This window comes from Streptococcus sp. 2018037 (assembly GCF_019754195.1).
GTDB lineage: Bacteria > Bacillota > Bacilli > Lactobacillales > Streptococcaceae > Streptococcus > Streptococcus hashimotonensis.
Window position 1 is genome coordinate 1 of the sequence record NZ_JAIJZQ010000029.1, and the last position, 26802, is coordinate 26802.

Annotated in this window: 25 protein-coding genes and 1 riboswitch; of the genes, 5 read left to right on the forward strand and 20 right to left on the reverse strand. The window is 44.1% G+C overall.

The window, feature by feature from the left end; translation table 11 throughout:
* Window positions 1-276: 276 nt before the first annotated feature.
* Window positions 277-672, reverse strand: coding sequence for a single-stranded DNA-binding protein (locus K5Q29_RS09055; protein WP_105106874.1), 396 nt, complete (start codon window positions 670-672; stop codon window positions 277-279).
* 64 nt (window positions 673-736) lie between these two features.
* Here K5Q29_RS09055 and K5Q29_RS09060 point away from each other — a divergent pair, with 64 nt between their 5' ends.
* Window positions 737-1516: a DUF2785 domain-containing protein gene (locus K5Q29_RS09060; RefSeq protein WP_105139062.1), complete on the forward strand. Its 780-nt coding sequence runs from the start codon at window positions 737-739 to the stop codon at window positions 1514-1516.
* A 32-nt stretch (window positions 1517-1548) separates the two neighbouring features.
* Here the strand turns inward: K5Q29_RS09060 and ytpR are convergent, their stop codons facing one another.
* From ytpR to K5Q29_RS09080, 4 genes are read right to left on the reverse strand one after another with little or no spacing between them, the layout of a single operon-like run.
* Window positions 1549-2172 (reverse strand): YtpR family tRNA-binding protein, encoded by a 624-nt coding sequence (gene ytpR, locus K5Q29_RS09065; RefSeq protein ID WP_105139061.1) that lies wholly within the window; start codon window positions 2170-2172, stop codon window positions 1549-1551.
* Between the two features lie 18 nt (window positions 2173-2190).
* Window positions 2191-3147, reverse strand: a complete 957-nt coding sequence (locus K5Q29_RS09070; RefSeq protein ID WP_105139060.1) for a DUF1002 domain-containing protein — start codon at window positions 3145-3147, stop codon at window positions 2191-2193.
* A 43-nt stretch (window positions 3148-3190) separates the two neighbouring features.
* Window positions 3191-3511, reverse strand: a complete 321-nt coding sequence (locus tag K5Q29_RS09075; RefSeq protein ID WP_105139059.1) for a thioredoxin family protein — start codon at window positions 3509-3511, stop codon at window positions 3191-3193.
* Window positions 3508-3792: a DUF4651 domain-containing protein gene (locus K5Q29_RS09080; protein ID WP_024383185.1), complete on the reverse strand. Its 285-nt coding sequence runs from the start codon at window positions 3790-3792 to the stop codon at window positions 3508-3510. Before K5Q29_RS09080 ends, K5Q29_RS09075 begins: the two co-directional genes overlap by 4 nt.
* Before the next feature lie 212 nt (window positions 3793-4004).
* On the opposite strand from K5Q29_RS09080, the gene pepA reads away from it, so the two are divergent.
* Window positions 4005-5066, forward strand: a complete 1062-nt coding sequence (pepA, locus tag K5Q29_RS09085; RefSeq protein ID WP_105139058.1) for a glutamyl aminopeptidase — start codon at window positions 4005-4007, stop codon at window positions 5064-5066.
* Window positions 5067-5110: 44 nt separating this feature from the next.
* Here the strand turns inward: pepA and K5Q29_RS09090 are convergent, their stop codons facing one another.
* The 11 genes from K5Q29_RS09090 to comGA all read right to left on the reverse strand — a co-directional run bounded on the left by K5Q29_RS09090 (window position 5111) and on the right by comGA (window position 13178).
* Window positions 5111-6367: a folylpolyglutamate synthase/dihydrofolate synthase family protein gene (locus K5Q29_RS09090; protein WP_105139057.1), complete on the reverse strand. Its 1257-nt coding sequence runs from the start codon at window positions 6365-6367 to the stop codon at window positions 5111-5113.
* 55 nt (window positions 6368-6422) lie between these two features.
* A complete protein-coding gene (locus K5Q29_RS09095; RefSeq protein WP_105139056.1) occupies window positions 6423-6974 on the reverse strand; it encodes a folate family ECF transporter S component in 552 nt (183 codons plus the stop codon).
* A 44-nt stretch (window positions 6975-7018) separates the two neighbouring features.
* A riboswitch (THF riboswitch) is annotated at window positions 7019-7163 on the reverse strand.
* 123 nt (window positions 7164-7286) lie between these two features.
* Window positions 7287-8474, reverse strand: a complete 1188-nt coding sequence (locus tag K5Q29_RS09100) for an acetate kinase (RefSeq protein WP_105139054.1) — start codon at window positions 8472-8474, stop codon at window positions 7287-7289.
* Between the two features lie 49 nt (window positions 8475-8523).
* The gene (locus tag K5Q29_RS09105; RefSeq protein ID WP_105139053.1) at window positions 8524-9477 is read right to left on the reverse strand and encodes a class I SAM-dependent methyltransferase; all 954 of its coding nucleotides are present in this window, start codon (window positions 9475-9477) and stop codon (window positions 8524-8526) included.
* Between the two features lie 56 nt (window positions 9478-9533).
* Window positions 9534-9944 (reverse strand): competence type IV pilus minor pilin ComGG, encoded by a 411-nt coding sequence (comGG, locus tag K5Q29_RS09110; protein ID WP_105139052.1) that lies wholly within the window; start codon window positions 9942-9944, stop codon window positions 9534-9536.
* Window positions 9922-10356: a competence type IV pilus minor pilin ComGF gene (gene comGF / locus K5Q29_RS09115; protein WP_105139051.1), complete on the reverse strand. Its 435-nt coding sequence runs from the start codon at window positions 10354-10356 to the stop codon at window positions 9922-9924. Before comGF ends, comGG begins: the two co-directional genes overlap by 23 nt.
* A complete protein-coding gene (gene comGE, locus K5Q29_RS09120; RefSeq protein WP_105139050.1) occupies window positions 10343-10636 on the reverse strand; it encodes a competence type IV pilus minor pilin ComGE in 294 nt (97 codons plus the stop codon). The genes comGF and comGE overlap by 14 nt, the downstream gene beginning before the upstream one ends.
* Entirely contained in the window at window positions 10608-11015 is a 408-nt protein-coding gene (gene comGD / locus K5Q29_RS09125; RefSeq protein WP_105139049.1) for a competence type IV pilus minor pilin ComGD, read from the reverse strand. The genes comGE and comGD overlap by 29 nt, the downstream gene beginning before the upstream one ends.
* Entirely contained in the window at window positions 10996-11277 is a 282-nt protein-coding gene (comGC, locus tag K5Q29_RS09130; protein ID WP_105139048.1) for a competence type IV pilus major pilin ComGC, read from the reverse strand. The genes comGD and comGC overlap by 20 nt, the downstream gene beginning before the upstream one ends.
* A 1-nt stretch (window position 11278) precedes the next feature.
* Entirely contained in the window at window positions 11279-12316 is a 1038-nt protein-coding gene (comGB, locus tag K5Q29_RS09135) for a competence type IV pilus assembly protein ComGB (RefSeq protein WP_260619141.1), read from the reverse strand.
* Window positions 12228-13178 (reverse strand): competence type IV pilus ATPase ComGA, encoded by a 951-nt coding sequence (comGA, locus tag K5Q29_RS09140; protein ID WP_105139046.1) that lies wholly within the window; start codon window positions 13176-13178, stop codon window positions 12228-12230. Before comGA ends, comGB begins: the two co-directional genes overlap by 89 nt.
* 85 nt (window positions 13179-13263) lie before the next feature.
* Here comGA and K5Q29_RS09145 point away from each other — a divergent pair, with 85 nt between their 5' ends.
* Complete coding sequence (locus tag K5Q29_RS09145; RefSeq protein ID WP_105139045.1) at window positions 13264-14214, forward strand: S66 peptidase family protein; 951 nt, start codon at window positions 13264-13266, stop codon at window positions 14212-14214.
* A gap of 27 nt (window positions 14215-14241) precedes the next feature.
* On the opposite strand, the gene K5Q29_RS09150 is transcribed toward K5Q29_RS09145, so the two are convergent.
* The 4 genes from K5Q29_RS09150 to pbp1b all read right to left on the reverse strand — a co-directional run bounded on the left by K5Q29_RS09150 (window position 14242) and on the right by pbp1b (window position 24833).
* Window positions 14242-14616, reverse strand: a complete 375-nt coding sequence (locus K5Q29_RS09150; RefSeq protein ID WP_024385120.1) for a DUF1033 family protein — start codon at window positions 14614-14616, stop codon at window positions 14242-14244.
* 147 nt (window positions 14617-14763) lie between these two features.
* Entirely contained in the window at window positions 14764-18411 is a 3648-nt protein-coding gene (rpoC, locus tag K5Q29_RS09155) for a DNA-directed RNA polymerase subunit beta' (RefSeq protein ID WP_105139044.1), read from the reverse strand.
* A gap of 177 nt (window positions 18412-18588) precedes the next feature.
* A complete protein-coding gene (rpoB, locus tag K5Q29_RS09160; protein ID WP_105139043.1) occupies window positions 18589-22161 on the reverse strand; it encodes a DNA-directed RNA polymerase subunit beta in 3573 nt (1190 codons plus the stop codon).
* A gap of 248 nt (window positions 22162-22409) precedes the next feature.
* Window positions 22410-24833: a penicillin-binding protein PBP1B gene (gene pbp1b, locus K5Q29_RS09165; RefSeq protein WP_205032676.1), complete on the reverse strand. Its 2424-nt coding sequence runs from the start codon at window positions 24831-24833 to the stop codon at window positions 22410-22412.
* 153 nt (window positions 24834-24986) lie between these two features.
* Here pbp1b and tyrS point away from each other — a divergent pair, with 153 nt between their 5' ends.
* Together tyrS and K5Q29_RS09175 are read left to right on the forward strand one after the other, a co-directional pair.
* On the forward strand, window positions 24987-26243 hold the full coding sequence (tyrS, locus tag K5Q29_RS09170; RefSeq protein WP_105139041.1) for a tyrosine--tRNA ligase: 1257 nt from the start codon (window positions 24987-24989) through the stop codon (window positions 26241-26243).
* 56 nt (window positions 26244-26299) lie between these two features.
* The gene (locus tag K5Q29_RS09175; RefSeq protein ID WP_221877117.1) at window positions 26300-26677 is read left to right on the forward strand and encodes an HIT family protein; all 378 of its coding nucleotides are present in this window, start codon (window positions 26300-26302) and stop codon (window positions 26675-26677) included.
* Window positions 26678-26802: the final 125 nt, after the last annotated feature.

The following is a 26802-nucleotide window of genomic DNA, read 5'->3' on the forward strand; positions in this document are numbered from 1 at the left end:
TAAACTGTAACTGGTTTTAGCCATTTCTTTTTCCTCCTTTATCTAACCTGAACAATTAGATTATAACAGGAAAAAGAAATGGAAGCTCAAAGCCTTGGCAGCCACCAGCATAGCTGGTGGTTTTCTTATTTTTCTCTACGAGAAAAACTAGCTAGAAGCCATAACAGCAAAAAACGCCAACTTTCGTCAGCGTTTTTAAGGAGATATGAAAAATATTTAGGATTGACTATAGTATAGCCTACTTTTCAACATTCTCCATCGGTCTTGGGACGGATATTAAAACGGCAATTCTTCCTCTTCCAAGACCAAGTCAGCCAGATCATCACCAGTATTGTTTTCACGCATGGCACGTTGGGCGCGACTTTCTAGTAATTGAAAAGATTGGCCTAGAATCTCTGTCACATAGTGATTGCTGCCGTCTTTTTCGTATTTTCGCGTTCGCAACTCACCATCAATAGAAATCAGACTACCCTTGCTGCCATAGGAAACAAGTGTCTCCGCCAGTTTGCCCCAGAAAATAACATTGAGAAAATCCGCTTCACGTTCGCCATTTTCTGTCTTAAATCGTCTATTAACTGCAATGGTTACACGAGTCAAATTTTTGCCGTTAGGGGTTTGAGTGAGTTCAGGTTGGGCCGTCAAGCGACCAATTAAAATTGTTTTATTATACATATTACATCCTCCTACTTATCTATTCGTAAGAAAGATGATAAAATGATAAAAAAGGAGAAAATTTATGAAGAATATCCTTATCTCAAAGTTGCAAGCTACCCAAGCTTATACCAATCAGGAACTAGTCTGGTTGCTGGAAAACATCGGCCACCCAGACCCTACTATACGCGATGAATTAGTTTATGCTAGTTTTTGCCACATCTTTTTAAATGGTTTGATTACAAGAGAACAAGCACAGTCGCTACTGCAATTCTCTCAAGAAACCAATCCCCTTTCCCTAGAAAGCTCCACACTAAAACGAAGTTTTACTTGCTTGCTTTACTGTCTTCTACTGTCTGTTGACAATGACCAAGATTCTGAGTACTCTGCATTTTTAAGCACTGACGACCGCGAACTGCTTTTCCAACAGGCCTTGAATTATTTGACGATTGAAGATGACTGGTCTGGTTTTGATGAAAAACTCGGTTGGATCCACACCGCTGCCCACGGAGCAGATTTTCTTCTGGCTGCAAGCTGTCATGAGCAATTTCCCAATGATAAAACCGAAGAAGTCTGGCAGGCTATTGTCACTTGTCTAAAGAAACAAAAGCAAGTTTTCTCCGCTGGTGAAGAAATCCGTCTGGCACAAATCCCTGTCTACCTCCTGCTAAATGAAAAAGTAACTAGCCAAGAGTTGACAGAATGGATTAAGGAACTAGACTTTCCCAACCAAGAACCTTTGGACTACTTCCGGTGGCTTAATCTCCAGCATTTCCTGTCCAGTCTCTACTTCCAACTCAAATCACATCAGTTTTTGACAGAGGAACTCCGACAGGCTATTGAAGGAAGAATTGAAACAGCATAAAAGAATTGGCCATCTGACCAATTCTTCTTTTTCTATCCCTTCCAGTGTTTAGCTGAATCGAAAGCTTCTCCGACCACTGCGGAGTCGTCTAATTCGATAATACCACGGACTTGTGGTGCGTTTGGTAGTGCCAATTCACGTGGGCTACACATCATACCAAAGCTATCTTCACCACGCAATTTCCCTGGGAAGATCAGGCTACCGCTCGGCATCATTGCCCCCGGAAGAGCCACAATGGTTTTCAATCCTTGGGCTGCATTTGGCGCACCAGCTACGATTTGCACTGTTTTGTCACCAACATTGACCTGACAGATGTTGAGGTGGTCGCTGTCTGGATGAGGAACCAATTCCACAATCTGACCGACTACGAACTTTGGTGTCGCATCATTGACCAAGGTTTCTACAAAACCTTCTTTTGCAAACTCTGCATTCAAGGTCGCAACTTGTTCGTCTGTCAAGAAAACTTGACCATTTCCGGCAATCTCAACTAAACTTGATGCTTCAAAAATATTCCAAGCTACTGTTTTTCCTGTTTCCTCTAGGAAAACACGCGCCACTTGACCCTTGCGTTCAAACTGGACAGGCTGTCCCTTGTCCTCAGCCACAATCACCATCAGAACATCACCAACGTGTTCCTTATTATATGTAAAAATCATTTCTTTTTCATTTCTCCTTTATGCAAATAGACCGGTCAAGCCTTTCCATAGATTTTCAAAAAAGGCGCCGATTTTTTCTAAAATCCCTGAATCTTGTAGATTCTTATAGGCTTCTGAAATTTGTTGCTCCGCCTGTTGCTTGAACTGGTTGAGCTGGGCAGCAACCTCAGCCGAATCAATGGCAGAGGTTTCCTGATAAGCTTTAGCAAAGGTAACCAATTTTGAAACTTCATCCGCTGTGATGATATTTTCCAAACCGTTATTGGCCAAGACATCGTTAATAATAGTATTGATATTAGCCTCAGAAGCCACTTGACCGTTTGATTGTTTGTAGTCGGCAAGAGCAGTCTTGATTTCCGCTACCGCCTTATCCAAGGCTGAACTATCAAAATTGGCGTCACCTGTATGGGCTGTCGCCACCTCGGTAATAGTCGTTAATTCTTGCTGGGCCACCTCTGTCCGAGCTGGGTCAACTGTTTCACCATTGGCCGCGAGAGCCTTGTAAACACCTGTCAAAGCAGACTCTCCCGTTACCTGAATCGGAGAAGCTACATCAATCAAGACATCCGACGCACCAGCTGTAATAGCCGCATTGGCATACTGTGTTTCGGTAATCAAGGTGATGTTCTGTGGCGTCTTAATATCCACCACTACCCCTTTTCCAGCATCCTGCTTTTGCACCAAGACAGATGAATAGAGGGAGGCTGTGTCCGCTCCAGATGTACCTAAATATTGGTCCATATCCGTGCCAACAACCACCTGACGACTGACATTATTGATATCCGAAATACCAAATAGATTGTTAACCTCTGTCGCCTGGGCATCTGACAAACCGCCACCATAGACCAAGGTGGGCTTGCCCCATTTTTCATTGATAACATCTGTTTGAATCTCAGCCTGCACCAAAGGAGCAAGACTCAAACTCAATCCCAGCACCACAGGCGCTAGAAGGATTTTTCCAAGTGATTTCTTCATGTTCTTTCCTTTCTTTTGGACATAGCAGAGCTTCTCTGCTAATCTATCTACCCAGTCCAGATAAGAAATTCATGATTTCTTCCTTGGTCTTGCGATTCTTATCGATAAAACGACCGATTTCCTTACCATTTTCCAAAACAACCAGACTTGGAATGCCTAAAATAGCCCATTCCTGCGCCAAAGGCATAAAGTCATCTCGATCCAGTTGCACAAAACGGAAATCTGGAAAAGCCTCTTCGATAGCTGGCAAATGCGGTTTGATATAGTGGCAATCTCCACACCAAGTCGTCACAAATAGAAAAACAGTTGGCTTGCCATCTTCAATCAAAGCAGCTACTTCTTCAAGATTTGTTGGAAAAATCATCTTTCTTCCTCCCTGTATTGAATAGAACCTTGGGTATTTTCAAATAGAAATACCTGTCCTGCCTCCATCACAACCCCTCCGATAAGAGTTGTCTGCGTAGAAGCTGTTTCATCCACATAGACCGTGGCAATCTCTCCTAAATCAGCGAAAAAGTCACGCACCTCCTGCAAGGCCTGTGCTTTTTTACGGTCTTCTTGGATTTTACGGTAAAATTGAGCACTAGCGGTGAGCACACCTGCCCCCAATAAGCCTGCTAGCAAGGCTGTCTTTTTCTTTTTCATGTTGACTATTTTATCATATTTCATCGGAATTTTCCCAAAAATGCCATTGGACTTGTGACAGCTGAGAAAAACTCTCCACAAACATATGAAAACGATTCAGTTTTCAGAAAGCATGATTTCATCATGTGTTTATTGTATATTTTCCCATATTTTCAAGACAAGTCTAGCTCTTCGTGATAAAATAGTAGTAATCATGTCATGGAGGAAAAAGAATGACTCTTTTTGAAAAAATTAAAGAAGTTACAGAATTGCAAAGCTTACCTGGATTTGAAGGACAGGTTCGCAACCACATCCGCCAGAAAATCACACCGCATGTGGACCGCATTGAAACAGATGGACTAGGTGGAATTTTTGGTATAAGAGATACGGCTGTTGAAAACGCTCCTCGTATCCTAGTGGCTGCACATATGGATGAAGTCGGCTTTATGATTAGCCAGATTAAACCTGATGGCACTTTCCGTGTTGTCGAGCTGGGAGGCTGGAATCCACTAGTTGTATCCAGTCAAGCCTTTACGCTTCAACTGCAGGACGGTCGGACCATTCCTGCCATTTCAGGTTCAGTGCCTCCCCATCTTTCTCGTGGGGCTAACGCTCCTGGCATGCCTGCCATCGCTGATATTATTTTCGATGCTGGTTTTGCCAATTATGACGAAGCTTGGGCGTTCGGCGTTCGTCCGGGGGATGTCCTGGTTCCAAAAAATGAAACCATTCTAACAGCCAACGGAAAAAATGTTATTTCTAAGGCTTGGGACAACCGCTTCGGTGTTCTGATGGTAACCGAACTACTGGAAAGCCTATCCGGTCAAGCATTGCCAAACCAGTTGATTGCCGGTGCCAATGTTCAAGAAGAAGTTGGCCTGCGGGGAGCCCACGCTTCGACAACCAAATTTGATCCAGATATTTTCCTTGCTGTTGATTGCTCGCCTGCAGGCGATATTTATGGTGACCAAGGAAAAATTGGTGACGGTACCCTGCTTCGTTTCTACGATCCAGGTCATATCTTGTTGAAAAACATGAAAGACTTCCTCTTGACGACTGCTGAGGAGGCTGGTGTCAAATTCCAATACTACTGTGGTAAAGGTGGAACAGATGCTGGTGCGGCCCACTTGAAAAACCATGGTGTTCCATCAACAACTATCGGTGTCTGCGCTCGCTACATCCATTCACATCAAACCCTCTACAGCATGGATGACTTCTTGGAAGCTCAAGCCTTCTTGCAAGCCATCGTGAAAAAATTAGACCGCTCAACAGTGGACTTGATTAAGAATTACTAAAAGAAAAGGCTTGGCTAGGTATAATCCCAGCAAGGCCTTTTTTTCTATATAAACTCTTCTAAAATGTACTTCCTCACATATGTAATAAAGTAAAGTGAGCCTGTAATCAGGTAGAGTTTTTCCGGATTGTCCAAGTCCACCCGCTCCAACCACTCTTGATAGGTCTGCACCCGTCCGTAACCTGACGGATAATCTTCTAACTGCACCGCTCTGAAATCGTCAAAGCTTGTCACGCTAACAGGTCCAAATTGGCTAAGCTGGGACAACATCTGGTCCACTGGCTTAGTATTGATAGCTGCAAAGAGGATTTCAATATCCCTGTCCGCATACTTTTCTTCCAAGAGTTGTGTCAGGACGGCGATACTTTCATTATTGTGGGCTCCGTCAATCATGACCCCTGGTTGTATCAATTCTAAGCGGCCCGGCCAGATGGCTTGGGACAAGCCCTGGCTAATGGTTTCTTTGGTAATCTTTGGAAAATCAGGTCTGATGAGCTGAGCTGTTGTCACTGCCAAGGCTGCGTTGACCTCCTGGTGACGACCCTGCATAAGCAGTGTTAAATCCTCAACTCGGCCGAAGGGGCTTGAAACCACAAAGCCTGCTCTGCTATTTTCCAAAAGAATCTCCCGCCCTACCGCATAGGTCGGACTCTGAAGCTGATGGGCCTGCTCCTCAAATACTGCCAGCACTTCTGGCTGGTCGGTCGCATAGAGGAGGGGAACCCGCTCACGCAAGACAGCAACCTTGTGACGAGCTATGGCAGCATGAGTCTCTCCCAAAAAAGCCTGATGGTCCAAGCCGATGGACGGGCAAACTACCGCTAGAGGATTAAGGACATTGGTCGCATCCTGCAAACCTCCCATGCCCGCCTCCACCAAGAGAATGTCGGGACGCTGGTAGTGGGCAAAGTAGACAAACATAGCCACTACTACAATCTCAAACTCCGAGATGGCATCCAGTCCAGCCGTCTGGTCCAAATCCTCAATCAAGGGCTGCAAGTCTGTCACAATCTTCGCAAAATCTTCCTCCGAAATCATCTCCTGCTCAAAGACAATCTGCTCTCGAAAATCAATGATAGACGGCGATGTAAAGCGACCAACGGTGTACCCCGAAGACTGTAAGATATACTGTAAGGCATTCAAGGTCGACCCCTTGCCATTTGTACCTACGAAGTGAACGGTCGGCACTTGAAGTTGGGGATTGTCCAAGCGTTCCAAGAGCCAGCTGACACGTGCAACACCGTTTTCTAAATCTGATGCAGGGCGATTCGATAGCCACTGCCTAATTTCTTGATAATCCATGATTCCCTCTCTACAAAAGCAGCAACAGGGGGATGACCTGTTGCTCGATACTGTTTTATTTAATGCCCATTAACTTGGCCAATTCAGGTATTTTTTGTAAACTTGGCAAGACAAGCATAGTCACGACAAGGCGTAATGGAATTTCAAAAATAGCTTTTATGAAACGACTGCTATACAGGGCAATCCAAGGTGTTCCAAAATGGAAATGGAGGGCGATAGGTGTCATTATAAAGGAAATCACAACCTGAATCAAGACAACAACCCCTGCAACATAGAGCCAATCAACCTTGTTCTTGGTGTCTAGCGGCTTCTGATAAAAGAACCAGCCATAGATAAAAGCCGATACCGCCTCAATCAAAATCCAAGTGAAGAGGACAGTTTGCCCGCTAAACAAGACAAAGACTGGGTCTGCAATCGCCGCAAAGACAGCCGCCCAAACCGGACCAGCAATAGCTCCCAAAATAGTATTGGGAATAAAGGTAAACTGGACCTGCAAGGTTTCTGAAATCCGAATGGAGAAATAGTTCTCCACAACCATAACCAAGGCAAGGGTCATCGCAATAGCAGTCAACAACTGCACTGTTAGTTTTGGAATCTTCTTTTCCATAAAAAATGCTCCTTTTTCAAAAAATGGAGCTGTCGTGTGTATTCGACAGCGGATGCAATGGTTTACCGCGCTACTCTCAGCCAGTCCCAATGTTCCTACTCTAGGAGACATCAGATACAAGCAAAGATCAGCTTCGTTATGTGGCAACATCCTATCCACATACACTTAACGCAAACCACCTACTCTGTGCAAATTTCTTTGCTAGTCTATTTTATCATACCAAGGTCAGTTTGACCAATTGCCAAAATCTATTACTCCTAACAATTACTGACTATAAGAAAAACTGGTAGGGTTACTACCAATTTCCTTCTATTATTTTAAGCGTTCAACTTCACGCGCAATAACCAATTCTTCATCCGTTGGAATAACCAAGACACGAACTTTTGATTCTGGCGTTGAAATGTCACCATAGTTGCCAAATACATTTTTTGCTGGGTCCAACTCAATACCAAACCAAGACAAACCTGCAATGACATCATTTCGCATAAGCGGTGCATTTTCACCCATACCTGCCGTGAAGACAATAGCATCTGCCCCATTTAAAACTGCAAGATATTGACCGATAAATTTCTTAATACGGTCAATGAAAATATTGTAGGCCAACACTGCATCTGGATTGTGAGCTTGGATGCCTGCTTCAATATCACGCATATCACTTGAGAAGCCAGATACACCGAACAAGCCTGACTGTTTATTCAACATGTTAACAACGTCTGCAGCATCTTTCAATTCTTCAACATTCGCAATCAAATAAGGAATGATAGCAGGATCAATATCCCCTGAACGAGTTCCCATCATTGGACCAGCTAGTGGTGTGAAGCCCATTGAAGTATCCACAGATTCACCATGATAGTTAGCAGTGATGGATACACCATTTCCGATATGTGCCGTAATCAATTTTAATTCTTCAATTGGACGCCCCAAAACTTTTGCAGCCTCATGCGCTACATAGTAGTGGCTCGTTCCATGAGCACCATACTTACGAACTTTATAGTCTGTATAATATTTTTGTGGAATTGGATAGAGATATGCATGTTTTGGCATCGTTGTATGGAAAGCAGTGTCAAAAACAGCTACATTCAACACTTCTGGCAATACTTCTTCAAATGCACGCATCGCCGCCACGTGTGCTGGGTTATGAAGTGGCGCCAAGGCACTCAACTCTTCAATTTGCTCAATCTCTTTTTGACCAATAACCACTGACTCCTTGAAGTATTCTCCACCCGCAACAACACGGTGTCCAACACCTGTAATTTCTTCATAAGTTGCAATAATATTGTGTTTGAGCAAATCTTCAAGAAGAATCTTAACTGCAACTGTATGATTAGGAATATCTAATACTTCACTTTCTTTTTTTCCATCATACTTAACAGTGGAAATAGAATCATTCAAACCGATGCGCTCAATAATCCCTGCTGCTAGTACTGTTTCTTCTGGCATTTGATAAAGTTGCCATTTTAGACTTGAACTACCTGCATTAATTGCAATTGTTTTTGACATATCTTACCTCTTTTAAAGCGTTTTCCTAACTAGTATAACAGATTTTCACTTAAATTGCATTCTCTTGCTTCCAATTTTTGAAATTGAGCATGAACTTCTGAATAGCTTCTGGTTCTTGAAGACTTTGTAAGGGATAAACAAACGGCGCCAACGGTCTTGCAGCTTTCTTTTGCAAGACAAAAATAGACTTGGCCATAGCAGCCTTCCCAAAGAGATTTGGTGGCAGGGCAATCATGGCAACAATATTGGCTTGCTCCTGTAACCAGCCTTTCAGTAAATCGCTTTGCGGACTAGTCAACAAATCATTTGGAGCCAAGAGAATAGCGAATCCATCCTTTTCCAGATATTTGAGGGACTGTTCCATGAGTAAATGATGGGCGTAGGTATGTTCATTTGGACTGGCAACCTGATAACGGCTGGCAATCTGGTCATCTGGATAGTAGCCAATAGGCAAATCTCCCAAAATTACTTGACTTTCCTTCAAAATCTGCGGACGTACCGCATCTCCCTGAGCAAAAGAAATATCTGCCTGCATGACATCCGCAATACTTGCCGACAAATCAATCAAGAGGTCGTCCACTTCGATCCCCAAGTAATCCAATTCTTTCTGGCTGGCGTTGAGAATAGTCTGAGCTAGATTGCCTGTCCCCGAACCAATTTCCAGAACCGTCACCTTGGAAGTAGATACTAGTTGGTCTACTAGAAAAGATAGGATAAATCCGATAGAGTCTGGTGTGAACTGGTGATTGTACTGCATGGGTTCAGTCTGATTGGCCTTGATGAGCAGGAATTGAAAGGCACGGCGCCATTCTTCCTTGGTTAAATCTAGTTGTTTCAAGGTCTTGTTATTATTGACAACAAGATCTGTCTCATGCTGATCAGCTACGTAAGCAGCATTTTGCTCAATCATGGCATCATAGATATTGGTGCCTAGCTGGTTTTGGATAGTCTGTACGTTTTCTAATAGCAGGTCGTAAGCCTGTTCGATTTTTTCAAAATTCATACTCCTATCTTATCAAAAATTCACCAACTTTGCACCAAAAAGGAGAGCGAGTCAACTCACCCTCCTTCTGAGGATAGCCCCAAAGGAAATTGATAGGTATACAAACCATCACTTGTTAACTCAACTGCAACCAATAGTTGGTCACCTTTAAGTTGATAACGAGCCTGTCCCTCTTGAAAGGAGACCCTTCCTCCATCCTCCTTCTGCTTAGAACCTGTGGTTAAATTTGCTTCCTTTTCATTCATCGCCGCTCCCGCAACTATTTTTTCTACTTGCAAGTCCTGCTCGACCTTGTCCAAGACCATCTGAGCCATGATATAAGCAGTCGTTTCTTGCCTTGCCACCTGTACCAAGCGACTCTCAGCTTCTTGACGGTGGAGATAAAACTGAAGCAAAAAACTAAAAACCGCCAGCATCAAAAGGGCATAGAGCAGGATGCCCGCCTTAACTTTTTTCTTTAAAAGCATAGATAAAGGTCCGCTCCTCCCCGTTTTTAAAGCTAAAGTCGATGCGCACCAGCTGGTTTTCTTGGGAAATAGCTGCGCTGTCTAGATGATAGAGCATGGGCTGGTAGCCCTGTCCCTTGTCATTTGTTTTCCGAAAATCATCCGACCGTGACTTACCAAAGGCCAAAGCCTGACCACCCTTATCAACATAGACCTTGCCATTTTCAACCTTGACCAAGTCAGCCTGGTCCCACTCCGACCGCAACTGGCTAGAAAAGACCAACCATTCCTTTTGAACGGTCTGACCTTGATAATGCGCTTCTTGGACCAGCAGTTTTGACAAGCCTTCAAAGACCAGAAGACTACCTGAAAGGATGACTAAGGCTACCAAGCATTCCAACAGTGTAAAAGCAGGAATTTTACTTTTTAACAACTGATAGAACCTCCTCTCCCTCGTGGAAAACAATAATCTTATCCGCTGTTCGTTGAACCTGAACTGTAACACCGTTTAAGGCTAAATTATCTTGCTCGGTCTGAACAGCCATCTGTGCTAGATTGAGAACCTCCTGTTGTTCCAATTCCCAAACCTGTCGCCTACGACCTGCATCCACAGCTGATAAAATCAAGCTACAAATAGTCACTAGGGTCGCAAGGGCAACCAGACTTTCTAGCAAAATATAAGCCTTATTCTTCTGTTTTCTTATAGCGACCACTCCCTATATATAATTGATACGTGACTGTCTTTCGACTAAGCCGAAAACGAATCTTGGTCAGAGAAGAATTTCCACCATTTTCTTCAAATATGATGGTCTTCCCTTCCAATACTTCTACACTTCTGGGTACCTCTACAGCCTGATAACCATTTGTAACCTCCTGCCTACCGATAGCTAGACTCACTGTTTGGTGGGAACTGGCTGCCAATTTCTGACTGTCTCTATAGATGGCTTCAAATTCCCAGAGAAAAATCTCTTCCTGAACAGACCGAAAGGCCGTTTGCACCGTTCCCGACAGGCTGATTGCCAGAAAGCTGATGACAAATAAGGTCAGCAGGCTTTCAAACAAGGTGAAGGCCTTATTGTTTCGCCGTAGCATACTGCTCCGCTTGTTTTGAAGTAATATAGCCTTTCGCCTGCAACTCTGCCACCGTTGCTTCCGTGTCATGTTCCAATTCATAGAGCTCCATTTGACTCTCCACTACTTTGACAACTGCCGCATTCCCCTTCTTCTGAATACCCTCCTTCTGCTGGCTCAAATTTGGCACAAAGAGGAGCAAGAGTAGGCTAATGATTCCCAAAACAACTAACATTTCCACCAGAGTGAACCCTTTTACCTTCATTTCAATTAACTTTTTCATTTTATAACTCCATATTTTGATAAATCGGCAGCAACATGGCTGCGTAGATAAGCACGACCATTAAGGCCACAAAGAGAAAGACCAGCGGTTGAATCAGCTGCATGGCTCTATTAACCCGAGAGAAAAAATCCTCCCAGCACTCTGCTGCATAAACTGTCAACTCGCTCCCCAACTTGGACTTGACCTGACCATACTCGACAATCAAACTCAGCTCCCGCTTAAAAAAGGCATAGGTCTTGATGTGTTCGTGAAAACTCTGACCATTGGAAAGCGACTGCTCCAGGTCCTGTCCAATCTCTCGAAAGAGCTGCGATTGCTGCTCCTGCATCAAACCCACAATCTGCGGCAGGTCCAAGCCTTGCCCAATCAAACTCCCCCACTCCCTGGCGTAATAGGCCGTCAGATAGGTTTGGATGAGTTTTCCGAAAAATGGCAGAGCTGCTAAGCAGGAAAAGACCCTGATTTTGTTGGTTTTGCGAAACCAAACAAGACCAGCCAAGACCGCCACCAAACTAAGTCCACAGAGGGATAAAAAGATGGTCGGCAAATGGTTAATTAGCATAGTCGCTGCATTGCCTTCCTCCAACTGGGGCAGAAGGTAATTTTTCAAACCCAGCATAATCAAGAGCAGAAAACCTAGTAAGATAATCGGATAGGTCGCCACCTCAATCAGTTTTTTACGAACCTTGCTGACATTTTCCAAATAGGACTGGATATGGCTCAAACTGAGGCTGGTATTGCCATGAACTTCTGCTAGAGCCACCTGTGTGACCACCGCATCTGAAAACCGCAAATCCGCCAGCAAACTTGAAAAGGGTTTGCCTGCTAACAGCCCATCTGACAAGACCTGGATGTAGGGATCTGCCAGAAGCTGACTACGTTTGAGAAAATCAACAATCTCCCCCAGATGAAAACCGCTGGCAAAAAGATTATTGAAAAGCTCAATGACCTTACGCTGGCGAGCCAAGGGCAATTTTTTCTGTTTCTGCCTGCCGAAGACTGATATGTCCTGCTGCAAAAAGGCAATCAATTTGTGCATTCCACTGGTCTGAGGAATGGTTTTGGTAATTTCCCTTTGCAAAATCTACTACACCTCCTCCCCCAATCAAGCGTTGATAGGCAATCCCTTGAAGGGCGTTATTTAACTCCTCAGGGCTGACACCTAGTTCTAACATACGAGCATAGACTCCTGAAATAGACCTTGCATGAACTGTTGAGAAAACGGTAGCTCCCGTCAGGCTGGCTCGAATGACTGCTCGAGCGGTTTCCGCATCCCGAATCTCACCAATGATGAGCAAGTCTGGTCGATGGCGGAGGGACAGTTTGATCAGATTGTCGTAGGTGGCTCCGATGGCTTCATTGAGCTGGAGTTGCAGCATGTCCTCCTGTTTGATTTCGACAGGATCCTCGATGGTCAAAATCTGCTTGTCTGGGAATTTCAGCCTGGCAAGATGGTACATAAGTGTGGTCTTACCAGAGCCGACTGGACCCGAAAAAAGGTAGAGCCCTCGTCCCTTAATTTCTTCTGCAAGTCGCTCAGCTGCCTCAAACCAGAACTTGAGTTCCTTGTCATTGTCATAGAGCAGGCGGATAACCAGACTTTCCTTACCACGATAATCACCGACAGTTGATAAGCGAAGTGAAATCTCTCCGCTACCATAATCATAGTCACAGGAACCCTGCTGGCTACGGCGTTTTTCACCGACATTTAATCCTGCTAAAAACTTGAAATGGCTGATAATAGCTGTCACTTCCTCTTCAGCCACGTCTTGCACAAACTCCCGTTCATCCATGATACGATGATAGACTTGATAGCCCTGACCACGAGGAACCAGATAAATATCACTGACCCTATCTGCCACCGCCTCTTCAATCATCTTTCTTGCTTTTTCTTGAATCATACAACCTCCTCACCCTATCAATTCGTAAGGAAACTTGATTTTCCATACTTTTTTGTTAAAATAATAAAAAAGCTTGGAGGTTCTTATGAAAAGATTAAAAAAAGGCGACCACATACGCGTAGTCAGTCCCTCTTCATCTATTGAAAGAATTGGTGGTTTTGAGGCCAATCTTACCGCCAAGGAAAAATTAGAAGACCTGGGCTTCAAACTCACTTTCTCAAAACATTATTTTGAAAACGATATTTTTGATTCGGCTCCGATTGCCAGTCGTGTTGCGGACTTGGAAGCAGCCTTTGCGGATGAGTCGGTCGATGCCATTCTGACAACCATTGGCGGTTTCAACTGCAACGAACTGCTACCTTATCTGGATTTTGACCTAATCGCCCGCCATCCGAAAATTTTCTGCGGTTATTCGGATACGACCGCCCTGCTCAATGCCATTTACGCTAAGACAGGCATGCAAACCTACATGGGGCCAGCTTATTCAAGCTTTAAAATGGTGCAAGCCCAAGAGTATCAAACAGAAGCCTGGCTCAAGGCCGTGACACAAGACTCCTATGAACTGACACCGAGTCCAGAATGGTCTAGCGACGCCTGGTACCTACCAGACGCCCCTCGCACCTTTTACCCAACAGAGTGGAAAGTCTACAATCCAGGCCAGGCTTCTGGTATTGCCATCGGCGGAAACATCTCAACCCTCAACCTACTGACTGGGACAGAGTTCGCACCCAGACCAGACAAATATATTCTATTTTTAGAAGAGGCGGAAGACGACGATTATCTCATTATCGCTCGTCATTTGACAGCTCTTCTACAAGCCTATCCAAATCCCCAGGCTCTTGTCTTCGGTCGTTTTCCTAAAGAAACCAAGATGACCGAGGAGATTTTGTTGGCGATTTTGGACAAGCACCCTATTCTCAAAAAAGTTCCTGTTCTCTACGATTTGGACTTTGCCCATACTCAGCCTCTGTTTACCATTACCATCGGTGGTCAAGTGGAGCTCGACACCGAAGCCTTTTCTATCAGATTCAGCTAAAAAGGATTGCTCACTAGGGCAATCCTTTTATGAATCATAGTTGACACATTTTCCTTGTCTTAGCTTGCAAGGGCGAACTCGCGGTTGTTGCACCGGTTTAGTAGCAAACCCCGCAGGTAAATTTTCTCTCGCTTCTACCAACATCAGCGAATGATACCGCTGCAAATATTCATCGCATTCCTCACACCAATGCTGGTCTGATTCATCCCAAAAAGCCACCATCGTTCCATTCTTACTTTTCTTCATTGGAAAATCCTCTGATAGCCGTACCCACTCTTTTTGAAAGGCATTCAGTGCATCCTCATAGCGATCAAAAGCAGCCCTACTGGTAACATCCTCTTCCCAACCATCTAAGAACCACCAGGGTTCAAAATCTCCATACATTTTAATAACTTGATACATAATATTACTTCCTTTTTCGTACACATTATATCGAAATTGTATGATTTAAGAAAACATTCTGCTTGTTAATTCCTTATCAAGTCATATATATGTTTCTTTCCGAATATCAAAAAGCACATCCCCCAAAGAGAGATGTGCCATCTTAATTTATTCAGTTACAGCAGCAAGTTCTGCTTCTGCTGCAAGTTCTTCAGCTACTGTGTCTTCAATGATTTCAACTTCATTGATGGCTTGTGGTTCAAGATTACGGTAGCGGGCCATACCTGTACCTGCTGGGATAATCTTACCGATAATAACGTTCTCTTTAAGACCGAGAAGGTTATCACGTTTACCACGAATGGCTGCATCTGTAAGAACGCGAGTTGTTTCTTGGAAGGATGCGGCAGACAAGAATGAGTTGGTTTCAAGGGACGCTTTTGTGATACCCATAAGAACTGGACGAGCTGTTGCTGGGATACCACCAGCAATAACTACTTCAGCATTGGCATCTGTAAAGTCGGTAATATCCATGAGGGTACCCATGAGAAGATCTGTATCTCCTGGATCCATGACACGGACTTTACGAAGCATTTGGCGAACCATTACCTCGATGTGCTTGTCGCCGATTTCTACACCCTGGCTACGGTAAACTTTTTGAACTTCAGAAAGAAGGTAGGTTTCAACCGCCAAGACATCACGGACTTCAAGCAAGCGTTTTGGTTGGATAGAACCTTCGGTAAGGGCTGCTCCACGCGCAACTTGGTCACCAACTTCAACCTTCATACGGGCTGTAAATGGAACCACATATTCGCCTTCACCAGTTTTACCTTTAACAAAGACTTTCTTGGTACGAGTAGAAGCATCTTCTTCAATAGCGATAACTTCACCTTTAACCTCAGTGATAACCGCTTCCCCTTTCGGATTACGGGCTTCAAAGATCTCTTGGACACGAGGAAGACCCTGCGTGATATCGCTGTTTGAGGCTACACCACCCGTGTGGAAGGTACGCATCGTAAGCTGTGTACCAGGTTCACCGATAGATTGAGCTGCAATCGTACCGACTGCTTCACCCACTTCAACCGCATCACCTGTTGCCAAGTTGATACCGTAACAATGACGGCAGACACCGTGACGAGTGTTACATGTAAATACGCTACGGATGGTTACTTGTTCAACACCTGCATTGACAATTTCACGGGCAATATCTTCAGTAATCAATTGGTTTGGACCAATGATAACGGCACCTGTTTCAGGATGTTTAACAGTTTTCTTAGTGTAACGACCTTGCAAACGCTCTTCAAGTGGCTCAATCATTTCCTTGCCATCTGTGATTGAACGGATGTCAAGACCACGGTCTGTTCCACAATCGTCTTCACGGATAATAACGTCTTGGGCAACGTCAACCAAACGACGAGTCAAGTAACCTGAGTCGGCTGTCTTCAAGGCCGTATCCGTCATACCCTTACGGGCACCGTGAGTTGAGAAGAACATTTCCAATACAGAAAGACCTTCTCGGAAGTTAGACAAGATAGGCAATTCCATGATACGTCCGTTCGGAGCTGACATCAGACCACGCATACCGGCCAACTGGGAGAAGTTGGAAATGTTACCACGGGCACCGGAGTCCATCATCATAACGATTGGGTTCTTCGGATCTTGTTTTTCAACCAGACGTTTTTCCAATTTTTCCTTAGCTGAACGCCATTCATCTGTAACAGCCGCATAACGCTCATCGTCAGTAATCATACCACGACGGAATTGTTTCTTGATTTGTTCTACACGTTCGTGAGATTCTTCAATGATTTCAGCCTTGTTGTCGATGACCGGAATATCGGCAATACCCACTGTCAAACCAGCGAGTGTTGAGTGATAATAACCCAAGTCTTTCAAACGGTCAAGCAGGGCTGATGTTTCAGTTGTACGGAAACGCTTGAAGATTTCAGCGATGATATTACCAAGATTTTTCTTCTTGAATGGTGGGTTGATTGGCAATTCTGCAATAGCAGCCTTGATATCTGATCCTGGTTCCAAGAAGTATTTATCAGGGGTTCCTTCTGTCAAGTTAGCATTGTTTGGCTCTTGCAAGTATGGAAGACCTTCTGGCATAATCGCGTTGAACAAGATTTTTCCGACAGTTGTCATCATAATCTTGTGTTTTTGGTTGTCTTTCCAAGGTTTATCAAGGCTATCTGTTGCAATACCAACACGGGTATGCAAGTGAACATAGCCATTGCGGTAAGCCATAACAGCCTCATCTGCATCCTTGAAGACCATACCTTCACCTTCACGACCAGCATCTTCCATGGTCAAGTAGTAGTTACCCAAAACCATATCCTGAGATGGTGTTACGACTGGTTTACCATCTTTAGGGTTAAGGATGTGTTCTGCCGCAAGCATAAGGATACGCGCTTCTGCTTGTGCTTCTTCTGACAATGGAACGTGAATCGCCATCTGGTCACCGTCAAAGTCGGCGTTGTAGGCTTCACAGACAAGCGGATGCAAACGAAGGGCTTTACCGTCGATCAGAACTGGCTCAAAAGCCTGGATACCCAAACGGTGAAGGGTAGGTGCGCGGTTCAAAAGAACTGGGTGTTCTTTGATCACTTCTTCCAAAATATCCCAGATACGATCATCCCCACGTTCAATCAAACGTTTTGCAGCTTTTACGTTACCAGCAATATCACGGGCAACGATTTCGCGCATGACAAACGGTTTGAAGAGCTCAATCGCCATTTCACGTGGTACACCACATTGGTACATTTTAAGAGTTGGACCAACGGCGATAACGGAACGTCCTGAGAAGTCAACACGCTTACCAAGCAAGTTTTGACGGAAACGTCCTTGCTTACCTTTAAGCATGTGGCTGAGTGATTTAAGCGGACGGCTACCTGGTCCTGTGATTGGACGACCACGGCGACCGTTGTCAATCAAAGCATCCACAGCTTCTTGGAGCATACGTTTTTCGTTTTGTACGATGATACCTGGAGCGTTAAGTTCCAAGAGACGAGCCAAACGGTTGTTACGGTTGATAACACGGCGGTAGAGTTCGTTCAAGTCAGATGCGGCAAAACGGCCACCATCCAACTGAACCATCGGACGCAAATCTGGTGGAATAACTGGAAGGATATTGAGAATCATCCACTCAGGCTTGTTACCAGATTTGTAGAAGGCATCCAATACATCCAAACGACGAACTGCTTTAATGCGTTTCTGACCAGAAGCTGTTTTCAATTCTTCTTTCAAGGCTGCGATTTCTTTTGGAAGATCGACTTGTTTCAAGAGGTCTTGAATCGCTTCTGCACCCATTTTGGCAACGAATGAACCATAACCATATTCACGCAAACGCTCACGGTATTCGCGCTCAGTCATGATTGACTTGTGCTCAAGCGGTGTATCTTTCGGATCGATCACCACGTAAGCTGCGAAGTAGATAACTTCCTCAAGCGCACGTGGGCTCATATCCAAGGTCAAGCCCATACGACTTGGAATCCCTTTGAAATACCAAATGTGTGAAATTGGTGCTTTCAACTCAATGTGTCCCATACGTTCACGACGTACTTTTGCACGAGTCACTTCAACACCACAGCGGTCACAAGTAATCCCTTTATAACGGATACGCTTGTATTTACCACATGAACACTCCCAGTCTTTTGTTGGACCAAAGATGACTTCGTCAAAGAGTCCATCACGTTCTGGTTTAAGTGTCCGATAGTTGATTGTTTCAGGTTTTTTAACCTCACCGTAAGACCATGAACGAACCTTACTTGGTGAAGCTAACGTGATTTGCATACTTTTAAAACGATTTACGTCAACCACTAATAATCCCTTTCTTTTCTTGTGAGAGGCTGGATTCCCAGACCTCAAATTCTTGAACAATAATCAGCAGAATGGATAGCTGGTAAGCTATTTTTCTATAAATCAGACGGAGGAAGACCGTTGGTCCTTATCTCTTTCAGTTCTGAGATTTGGACCAACTTGTCCCATCCATTCTAATTATTCTTTGCCTTCTGCTTCTTCTGCTGCAAAGGCTGCGGCTGCGTCAGCTGCGGCTTTTGCACGTGCTTTTTCAAGATCATCTACGTGGATGATGTCATCATCTTCACCTTCATCAAGGTCACGCAATTCTACTTCATTGTTGTCTTCATCAAGGACACGCATATCCAAACCAAGTGATTGCAATTCTTTGACAAGAACGCGGAATGATTCTGGAACACCTGGTTTTGGAATTGGTTTACCTTTGGTGATGGCTTCATAGGCTTTAAGACGGCCTGTCACATCATCTGACTTGTAAGTCAAGATTTCTTGAAGGACGTTAGAAGCACCGTAGGCTTCAAGGGCCCAAACCTCCATCTCACCGAAACGCTGACCACCAAACTGAGCCTTACCTCCGAGTGGCTGTTGGGTAACGAGTGAGTATGGTCCGACTGAACGGGCGTGAAGTTTATCATCAACCATGTGGTGAAGCTTGATCATGTACATGACACCGACAGATACACGGTTGTCAAATGGCTCACCTGTACGTCCATCGTAAAGAATGGTTTTGGCATCTGAATCCATACCTGCTTCTTTAACAGTTGACCAGAGGTCTTCTGAACTTGCACCATCGAAAACTGGTGTTGCGATATGAATACCCAAGTTGCGAGCCGCCATACCCAAGTGAAGTTCCATAACCTGACCGATGTTCATACGTGATGGCACCCCGAGTGGGTTCAACATGATGTCAACTGGTGTTCCGTCTGGAAGATATGGCATATCCTCAACAGGTACAATACGTGAAACGACACCCTTGTTACCGTGACGACCGGCCATCTTATCTCCGACCTTGATCTTACGTTTTTGAGCGATGTAAACACGAACCAACATGTTAACACCTGATTGCAATTCATCACCGTTGGCACGAGTAAAGATTTTCACATCACGAACGACACCATCGGCACCGTGAGGTACACGAAGAGAAGTATCACGTACTTCACGTGACTTGTCACCGAAGATAGCGTGCAAGAGGCGCTCTTCAGCAGAAAGATCTTTTTCACCTTTTGGTGTGACTTTACCAACAAGAATGTCACCCTCTTTAACTTCGGCACCAATACGGATAATACCCATTTCATCCAAGTTGCGAAGAGCATCTTCACCAACGTTTGGAATTTCGCGAGTGATTTCTTCAGGGCCTAACTTGGTATCGCGTGTTTCTGATTCGTATTCTTCCAAGTGAACAGATGTATAGACATCGTCTTTCACAAGGCGCTCAGACATGATAACCGCATCCTCGAAGTTGTAACCTTCCCAAGTCATGTAGGCAACGATAGGGTTTTGACCAAGAGCCATTTCCCCATTTTCCATAGAAGGTCCATCTGCAATGAAGTCGCCTTTTTCTACGACGTCGCCCAATTTTACAAGGGTACGTTGGTTGTAGGCAGTACCAGAGTTTGAACGACGGAATTTAGAAATGTGGTAGACATCAAGCGAACCATCTTCACGACGCACTTCTACCTTGTCCGCGTCTGCGTAAACAACCTTACCATCGTGTTGAGCGATAATTGCCGCACCTGAGTCATGGGCAGCCTGGTATTCCATACCAGTACCAACGTAAGGTGCTTTTGGATCAATCAATGGAACAGCCTGGCGTTGCATGTTGGCACCCATGAGGGCGCGGTTGGAGTCATCGTTTTCCAAGAAAGGAATACATGCTGTCGCAACGGCAACTACCTGCTTAGGAGAAACGTCCATGAAATCTGCTGAATCTGCTGGGAACTCTTGGTTGTTACCTTGGTGACGTCCCATTACAATCTTATCAACGAAACGGTTGTTTTCATCAAGTGGTGAAGTTGATTGTGCTACGATGTAGGCATCTTCTTCATCCGCTGTCAACCAAACGATTTCGTTCGTTACTGTACCAGTTGCACGGTCAATCTTGCGGTATGGTGTTTGAATGAAACCATACTTGTTGAGGTGACCATAAGAAGACAAGTTATTGATCAAACCGATGTTAGGTCCCTCAGGCGTTTCAATCGGACACATACGGCCATAGTGGGTATAGTGAACGTCTCGAACTTCATAGCCTGCACGGTCACGTGTCAAACCACCAGGTCCCAAGGCTGACAAACGGCGTTTGTGAGACAACTCAGAAAGTGGGTTGTGTTGGTCCATGAACTGTGACAACTGAGAGGAACCAAAGAATTCTTTGATTGCGGCTGTAACAGGACGGATATTGATGATTTGTTGTGGCGTCAATACTTCATTGTCTTGAACAGACATACGCTCACGCAAGTTACGTTCCATACGCGTCAAACCGATACGTACTTGGTTGGCAAGCAATTCACCAACGGCACGGATACGACGGTTACCCAAGTGGTCAATATCGTCAACGCGACCAAGACCTTCTGCAAGGTTAAGGAAATAGCTCATCTCTGCCAAGATATCCGCTGGAGTGACAATACGCACATTTTCAGCTGGATTCGCATTACCAATCACCGTCACAACACGTTCTGGATCCTTAGGAGCTACAATTTTGAATTTCTGCAAAAGAACTGGCTCAAGAAGAACAGCGTTGTCATTTGGAATATATTCTACCAAGTTGAGCTCATCGAATTGTGCTTCTACTTTTTCAAGCACATCGCGACTCAATACAGTACCAGCTTCCAAGACGATTTCGCCTGTCTCACCGTTAATCACATGCTCAGCAAGTGTTTGGTTGAGCAAACGAGTACGGAGGTTGAGTTTTTTATTAATTTTATAACGACCAACAGGTGCCAAGTCGTAACGACGTGGGTCAAAGAAACGAGCTGTTAAAAGGCTACGAGAGCTTTCAGCTGTCTTTGGTTCACCTGGACGAAGGCGCTCATAGATTTCCTTAAGCGCTTCATCCGTACGAGAATCTGCTGGGTTTTTATGAATATCTTTTTCGATGGTATTGCGAACCAATTCGCTATCACCGAAGATGTCAAAGATTTCATCATCGCCTGAGAAACCAAGCGCACGAACAAGCGTTGTGAACGGAATCTTACGCGTACGGTCAATACGAGTGTAGGCAATGTCTTTTGAGTCTGTTTCCAATTCCAACCAAGCTCCACGGTTAGGGATAACCGTTGAACCATAACCTACTTTACCGTTCTTATCTACTTTATCATTGAAGTAGACACCTGGTGAACGAACCAACTGAGAAACGATGATACGCTCTGCACCGTTGATGATGAAGGTACCCATTTCAGTCATGATTGGAAACTCACCGAAGAAGACTTCTTGCGTCTTGATCTCGCCAGTTTCTTTATTCACCAGACGGAAAGTTACATAAATTGGAGCTGAGTAGTTCGCATCATGCGCACGCGCCTCTTCCAATGTGTATTTAGGTTCTTTCAATTCATAACCAACGAATTCCAATTCCATGGTATCCGTAAAGTTTGAAACTGGAAGTACATCTTCAAAGACTTCTTTCAAACCATAATCTAAAAAGTCTTGGAAAGAGTCCGTTTGGATTTCAATCAAATTTGGTAAATCAAGAACTTCCTTGATTCTTGAAAAACTACGACGGGTACGGTGCTTACCGTACTGAACTTCATGTCCTGCCAAGTTAATTCTCCTCTATTTTTCTATTGATTTTTCTGCAAAATCAAACACATTTGCCTTTTGTTAGAATTTTTAGAATCTTTAAGAATAGATAACAATTCTCAAAAAAATTCCTCATAGACACAAAAAGAGCAGCTAAATCTTCCTTTGAAAAAGTTTGATTTAACTGCTGCAAGCCTTGTCTGGACAATATTTCAAACAAGACACACGACAAATAATTTATACTATTATAGCACAAGTACTAGGAAAAATCAAGGTGAATCATTATTCGCTTGCTCACTAGTTGCTGTTTGCGTTTCTGATGACTGGTTCGTGTTATTAGCTGAAGAACTCGTGCTAGTCCGAGTTGAACTGCTTCGTTGGGTTGAGCTACTTGATGTTAGTGTTTGGGAGCCGATAATTGTATTCCAAGCCTGTGCTCGGTCACTATCTGTCCCTCCAACCATGAAGTTATAGCTCGTTACTGGTGCACCATTTTTAGCCCAATAACTTGTTGTCATCGCACCGCCAACTGTTACTTGGCGCCCATTTACCTGTGTCGTCCCTGCACGTTGACCTGTAGAAGCAACGACGCTAGAAGCAATAACACTACTGTCTAATTCAAATTTTCCTGCGAACATATCCGCATTAACATTGTAAAGAGCATCAACCATATGGGCCACATATTGTGAATTATTGTGGTAGCCAGTCCAGACATACATTTCTGAGTTATCATCATTCCCAGCCCAAGTACCTAAAGTTACTCTAGGGGTTGATAGCATGAGCCACACGTCATTGACTTCATTACTTGTTCCCGTCTTACCGACGAAATCAGACGATGCTGCCTGTGGGTTTAAACCACTCAATCGACTCTTGAACGTCGTAGTATACCCAGAGTTGATAACCTGTCTCAAAAGCTGGTTCATGATACTTGCAGTTGCTTTAGAATAGACCTGAACTGGAGCAGCTTCATGCTGATACACTACTGTTCCATCAGAGGCAGTAATGCTTTCAACAATGTAATGTTTGTTATAAACACCACCATTTGCCAAAGTTTGATAGGCATTTGTATTTGTCAATACTGAAATTTCAACACCACCGCCCAACGGTACACTTTCAATATCGTACATAGGAATATGATAATTCATTTTATCCATGTACGCTTTGGCATCTACACCTGCATTTCTCATCATCTTATAGGTCCAAAAAGCAGGAATGTTAACAGAACGGTCAATAGCCGTCTGTAAGTTCATCATGCCAGTACCACGTCCTGAACCATACATAATCGGTTGTCCACTTGAAAAGTTCGTTGGATAATCTGAAAGGATGCTGGCAGAACCTATCAAACCTTGATCAATCGCAATACCGTAAGCTAACAGAGGCTTGATGGTTGAAGCTGGCGAACGAAGAGTATCAAAGGCATGGTTATTCTGGTTGGTTGCATAATCGCGACCTCCCACAAATCCTAAAATGGCTCCTGTGGCATTATCAATTAACACACTACCTGTCTCAACATATTCGTTTCCATCATCCAAAACAGATCCATAGTTTGCCACAACAGACTGCATCGCCGCATAGATTTTTTGATCAACGGTACTCTTAATCGTGTAGCCACCTTGGCTCAATTCTTGCTTGGCCAACTCCTCATAGGATGCCTTTGTTTCATCATTTTTCAAGTCATTTTTAGAAACCTTGTCACGTTTCACCAGGTAATCAAACATAACCTCCTGCGCTTCTTCCATGACCTTGTAATAGAGATAATCTTTCGTATCCGCCATTACAGGAGCAGGAGCAATAAAATCTTGTTTAATATCGTAAGCTTTGTAGGTTTCGTATTCTTCCTTGGTCAAGAATGACGCCCGATACATATTAAAGAGAACATCTTGATAGCGTTCAATACCGTAAACCATATCTTCATCTGATTTACGTGTTCCATCTGATGCATAGGGAGAATAAACAATCGGACTTTGCGGTAAGCCTGCAATAAAAGCAGCCTGCGGAACAGTCAAGTCTTTCGCTGGTTTACCAAAAATTCCCTGAGCCGCAGCTTCTACCCCTGCAATATTTCGTCCCTGATTATTTCGACCAAATGGAGAAACATTTAGGTAAATGGTTAAAATCTCTTCCTTGGTCATATTCCGCTCTAATGCCAAAGCCGAAACAATCTCATTAGCCTTACGCGTAAAGGTTGGAGCATCTCCGACAAGTTGCTGTTTTATCAATTGCTGCGTCAAGGTTGAACCACCACTAGATGAGCCTAGACCAACTGATCCCAGTGCCGCACGCAAAACAGCCTTAGGCACAACCCCATTGTGGGTTTCAAATGTTTCATCCTCTGTCGCAATTACAGCCTGTTTTAGATAATTAGAGACCTCTTCCGAAGTAATGGGTACACGAAGCAAATCTGAATTAACTTCCGACACCAAGCTACCATCCGAATAGGTAACGGTGGAAATCCGACTAACTTCTGAAACCTTCGCTACCAGTTCCTCTGTTTTGGGAATCTTAATGTCATCGAAAAGACTAACTACGAAACCAATTCCTATACCCGCACCAAAAAGACCGAATAGGAAGACCAAGACTGCTACTGAATTGAATAATAATTTCAGCGTCCGAAGGAAAACTCCCACTACATCCCCTAAGCCTAGGGCACTGATTTTCTTTTTAAAATCTTGCTTATCTGATTTAGTCGCCATATTAACTCCTTATCGTTCCATTATACCAAATTTTGTTTATTTTCCGCAATTTCGTGGTATAATAGGGAGGAATTTTTTAAAATGAAGTTCGGTCCAAAAATCATATAAAATGGTTTATGGTCCTGTATATTAAACCTAAAGGAGACAGCCCACATGAACATTTTTGAAGAACTAAAAGCTCGTGGCTTGGTCTTTCAAACGACAGACGAAGAAGCCTTGGTAAAAGCATTGACAGAAGGACAGGTTTCTTATTACACAGGATACGATCCAACAGCTGACAGCTTGCACTTGGGCCACTTGGTTGCTATCTTAACTAGCCGTCGCTTGCAGTTAGCTGGCCACAAGCCTTACGCCCTAGTTGGCGGTGCAACTGGTCTGATTGGCGACCCTTCCTTCAAGGATGCGGAGCGGAGTTTGCAGACCAAAGACACCGTGGACGGTTGGGTTGATAAAATCCAAGGACAGCTTTCTCGCTTCTTGGATTTTGAAAATGGTGACAACAAGGCTGAAATGGTCAACAACTACGACTGGTTCTCAGACATCAGCTTTATCGACTTCCTCCGTGATGTTGGTAAATACTACACAGTCAACTACATGATGAGCAAGGACTCTGTGAAAAAACGGATTGAAACAGGGATTTCCTACACCGAGTTTGCTTACCAAATCATGCAGGGGTATGACTTCTACGAGCTCAATGACAAGCATAATGTAACCCTGCAAATCGGTGGTTCTGACCAGTGGGGCAACATGACAGCAGGTACTGAATTGCTTCGCCGTAAGGCCGACAAGTCTGGCCACGTCATGACTGTTCCTCTCATCACTGACTCTACTGGTAAGAAGTTCGGTAAGTCGGAAGGTAACGCTGTTTGGCTCGATGCCGACAAGACTTCACCGTATGAAATGTACCAATTCTGGCTCAATGTCATGGACGACGATGCCGTTCGTTTCTTGAAAATCTTTACCTTCTTGTCACTGGATGAGATTGCTGAAATCGAGAAACAATTTGACGCTGCCCGTCATGAACGCCTAGCTCAGAAGATTTTGGCTAAGGAAGTCGTGACATTGGTCCACGGTGAAGAAGCCTATAACCAAGCCCTTAACATCACCGAGCAATTGTTCGCTGGCAACATCAAAAACCTATCCGCAAAAGAACTCAAGCAGGGCCTCAGCAACGTTCCAAACTACGCTGTCCAGGCTGAAGACAACCTTAACATCGTTGAACTCCTAGTTACCTCTGGTATTGTCACTTCAAAACGCCAAGCTCGTGAAGATGTCCAAAATGGTGCCATCTATGTCAACGGTGAGCGTGTGCAGGACTTGGACTACACTCTATCTGACAGCGACAAAATCGACGGCGAGTTGACCGTTATCCGTCGTGGTAAGAAGAAATATTCTGTTTTGACTTATTAATATTTTTCAAGGAAATCCTATGTGATTTCCTTTTCTGCTAACCTAGGAGAAATGACATGACCTGCATTTTTTGCCACCAACTCAAAGAAGACGATACTCTCTACCAGACAGAACATTTCAAGGTCGTCTGGGATATTGACCCTGTCCAAACAGGGCATCTACTGATTATCAGCAAGGAACATTATGACACGCTCCACCAAGTCCCTCCTGCTGTTCGCTATGAATTATCAGACTTGGAAGTCTTGTTGACTGAAAAACTCTGTCAAATATTGGCAATTGACGGCGTGACCATAGCCTGCAACGACCACTTGTTTGATGCTGGCACCCATTTCCATGTCCACCTGATTCCACGCTTTCAATCAGACGGCTTCTGGGACCAAATTTCACTTGCACAAGTGCAACTGGATCTGACTCACTTTCTCAAAGCATTATAAACATACTAAGATTAGTAGTGAGGAAATCTCCGACGGGAGAAAGTACTCACTACTTTTTCTTTATGTTAAAGTAGAGGTGTCTTGTTAAGTCGAGGGTGCTTTTGACGCTAGACGTCGCAATAAAA